Origin of the sequence: Psychrobacter sp. AOP7-B1-24 (genome assembly GCF_052376215.1) — a bacterium.
Taxonomy (GTDB): Bacteria; Pseudomonadota; Gammaproteobacteria; order Pseudomonadales; family Moraxellaceae; genus Psychrobacter.
This window is the reverse complement of sequence record NZ_JBQSVL010000137.1, coordinates 1-3,482: the sequence shown is the minus strand read 5'-3', so window position 1 is coordinate 3,482 and position 3,482 is coordinate 1. Positions and strand designations below refer to the sequence as shown.

2 protein-coding genes are annotated in these 3,482 nt (G+C 45.0%); both read right to left on the bottom strand.

Annotation, left to right across the window (positions count from 1 at the left end; all coding sequences use genetic code 11):
* Positions 1-256: hypothetical protein (locus ACT3QP_RS14385; RefSeq protein ID WP_444525976.1), on the bottom strand; the 256-nt coding region annotated here is incomplete at its 3' end.
* A 192-nt stretch (positions 257-448) separates the two neighbouring features.
* Positions 449-3,482: beta strand repeat-containing protein (locus ACT3QP_RS14380; RefSeq protein ID WP_444525975.1), on the bottom strand; the 3,034-nt coding region annotated here is incomplete at its 5' end.

Here is a 3,482-nt window from a genome sequence, read left to right as displayed (position 1 = left end):
TAATACTGCCTGTGTCCGACTGTATTAAATCAGTAACAACAAAGGTGGCTACTTTGGCTTTTTTATAACCATCAGAGACGGATAAAATAAAGGTATAAGGCAATGTATCTACTACGATATCTTTGAAATCTGCAGCTGCAGCATTATTTTTATTACTTACTTGGGTAATATGTGTTTGTAGCCAACCCTCATAGATAGCGGGTAAGTTGTTTTTTAGGTGAGCAATCAAGCCATTTATATTGGTATTTTCGCTCATGCTATTATCTTCCTTTATGGGATAATATTATTAGTTATAGAGGGAATATCTTATTTTTGGGCAATTATTAAAGCACGCTAAGTATTAACTATATCTTAAAATAATTGGCGATGCTGTGTAAAAAACGCCCCCGTTGTGGGAGCGTTTTCACGTTTAAAATACAATTAGCCGATACTAGCTATTTGGTATAACTTAGATAACATTAGTAATATCAACATCAATATTGACCTGTGTCGCCGAGTCAGTGCTCAGCGCCCACACGTTATATTGTTGTCCATCCGCATCTGATGTTGTGGTTTGAGTATTTACCCACGTTGCCGCATTACCAGAGCCATCTGTATCACTAAGGTCAGCACCAATGACACCCAAATCTACCGTATCATCGTTATCGCCTCTGATATAAATCGAATCTGAGGTTCCTGAACTCGCAATATCTTCCGCTTGTACGGTCAAGGTATTGGCACCAATACCGCTGAGGTCTATGACATCAACTTCAAAGATATCAGATAAGCTGATGGTTTGATCTGCGCTGTCAAAGCTTAAAACGTCAAGCCCTTCGCTTGAGACAGTCAATGAGGTATCAGGAATATCGATAGAAGTTGCATCATCAGCAAGTGTGAAGCTGCTGGCGCTAACACGACCTGCAGATGCCCCGCCCTCAGAATCATAGTCGATCGCAATCTCTAGGTTTGCAGAAGATGATTCGCCATTTGGTGCCGTAATCGTATACTCAAAGCTATCGATATCACCATAAGTACCTGTAAATGTGGCGTTGACCGCATAGCTGTAGCTACCATCAGAATTGATGGTCAATGTGCCATAATCACCGGCTATTCCTGTGCCATCAGTCACTGCAAAGCCATCGACTGCTGATACTACCGTACCAGTAGCCGCCGTATCCGTACCATCGATTCCCAAGTCAGTGATAACGTTACCCGTGACCGAGCCATCAACACCGCCATCTGGGCTATAATTGGTAACCACATCGGACACTGTGCTGATAGATAAGCTACCTAATAAGCTAGCATTTAAAAGCCCGCTAGCATTTCCTAATGTCACGTAATAGGTACCGCCACCATCAAACTCTGGTAATGCCAGATCACTGGCACTCCACGAAGCACCTAAAATATCGCCTGAGCCAACTAACCAATCTGTTTCTGTGTATACCCATACGGCATCATCGCTACCATCTTCAACTCTATAGACTACAAGATCAAAATTGGTATCACCTAACAATGATAAGTTCAGGAAAGCTGAACCAGTGCCATTAACTGTCACTTGCTCAGTCGCGTTATTGGGTACTACAAAAGTAAGGGCATTGTTACTAAGCAAACTTACGTCTATCGTACCTGACAGCACGCCAAGATCTAAAAGCCCTCCTACAGGTTGTGTTTGTACTGTTTGCGTGGTGATGGTAGGCGTGACATCCACGTTTAGGGTAGATTCATTGTCTACAGCCGCAGGTGAGGTTGTATCTACTGTAACTGTTACAGCAGGTGCGTTATCGCTCACATTGTCCACAGCATCTTTAATGTTATAGCTTAGTTCATATGCAGCATCATCTAAAGGCGTTTGCGGCGTTAAGGTATAACTGCCATCGGCGTTTTCAGTGATTACCGCATCAACCACAACATTGTTAACCACCAACTGTAATGTTTCGCCGTCGCCAATAACATTGGCAGCCACTTCAAGGCTTGGCGTGTTGTCGTTTGTGGTGCCATCGTCGGCAATGATTTCTGCAGGTGCTAGTACACCACTGCCGTCATTGGCTACGTTGTCTGTAATAATTGCCGCTGTGGTTGGCGCATCAGGTGCCGTAGCACTGATATTAATCACCAGTTTAGCGGTATCGCTGTTACCCGCTGCACCATTAGAGATAGTGTACTCAAACACATCTGTTTCACCTGACGAAGCATAATCACCATTGGCCGTATAGGTATAATCACCATTTTCGTCAATAACTAGTACACCGTATTGTCCCTGTATGGTAAATACATTAACACCGTCGACAAGCTGAGATGTTGACTCGGACAAAGTATCATTATCACTACTCACGTCCGTCAGCTTAGTGTTGACGGTAACCGTATCTTCACCCAACTCATTCGTTACTGCCCCATCAGGGTCAATCACGTTACCTGTGGTTTCAGTGGTCTCAGCATAATCGAATTCGGTCAATGTGGCGGTAACATCAGTGCTTTCAAGCACTGTTAGAGTATTACTGAGTAATGCTACTGCAACCGCATCCAATACTGGGTCAAGCACACCTTCAAGTAAGCCACCTACTAGTGCATTTTCTTGAAGCACACTTATCAACTCATCAATACTTAACTGATTTGACACTACTAATGCAGCTTCCAAAATACCTGTGACAATAGTTCCCAAACCAGGTGTTTCAGCATTGAGTGAGGTTTCTACTGCATTTAACACAGCCTCTTGGTTGTCAGGTCCTAAAACGATGCCTGAGTCACCCAACTCTGCCAACTCCACATCTTGTACTAAAGTGGTTAATGCACTCTCACTTTTGCGCACCACCACTGTGTAGTTATCTGGCTCTAAACCAGATACCGTTGCTGTCAGTGTATCGTTGCCAGTTACACCCAGTAAATCTAGGCCGATTACATTACCCACCAATGGATCACCGCCAGTCGTACCGACATAAACACGGTCGCCAGCGCTATTGTAGACTTCGATATTGACTGCATCCGCTACTGCGACTAGCGCTGTTTGTTGAACTGCGATACTGACCGTACCAGTAGCGCCTTCACTTACCGTAAAGTCAAGCGTACCATCTGTGCCACTATCGCTTTCGGCGACACCAAGTACGGTGACACTATCGTTATTCACCGATGGATACGTAGTGACTTGTAGCTGACCTAAATCTAAATCATCTGAGTCATCTTGGGCCACTATTGTGGTGGTGTCTACAATGACTGTGGTAGCAGGCGCATTACCGCTTAGGTTACCGGCGTCATCTGTGAGGTTGTAGCTTAGGTTATGCTCACCATCAGCCAATGGCGTGGTTGGCGTTAAGGTCACGCTACCATCGTCATTGGTCACAGTGTCTGATGCTACCACCGCGCCATCAATGATTAATTGCGGAGTGCCGTTAGCCACCTGATCCGCAGGGACGGTCACACTTGGGGTATTGTCGTTAGTAACACCGCCATCAGCGATGGTTTCTGCAGGGTCAAGCACATCACCGCTGCCGTCATTGGCGACGTTGTCA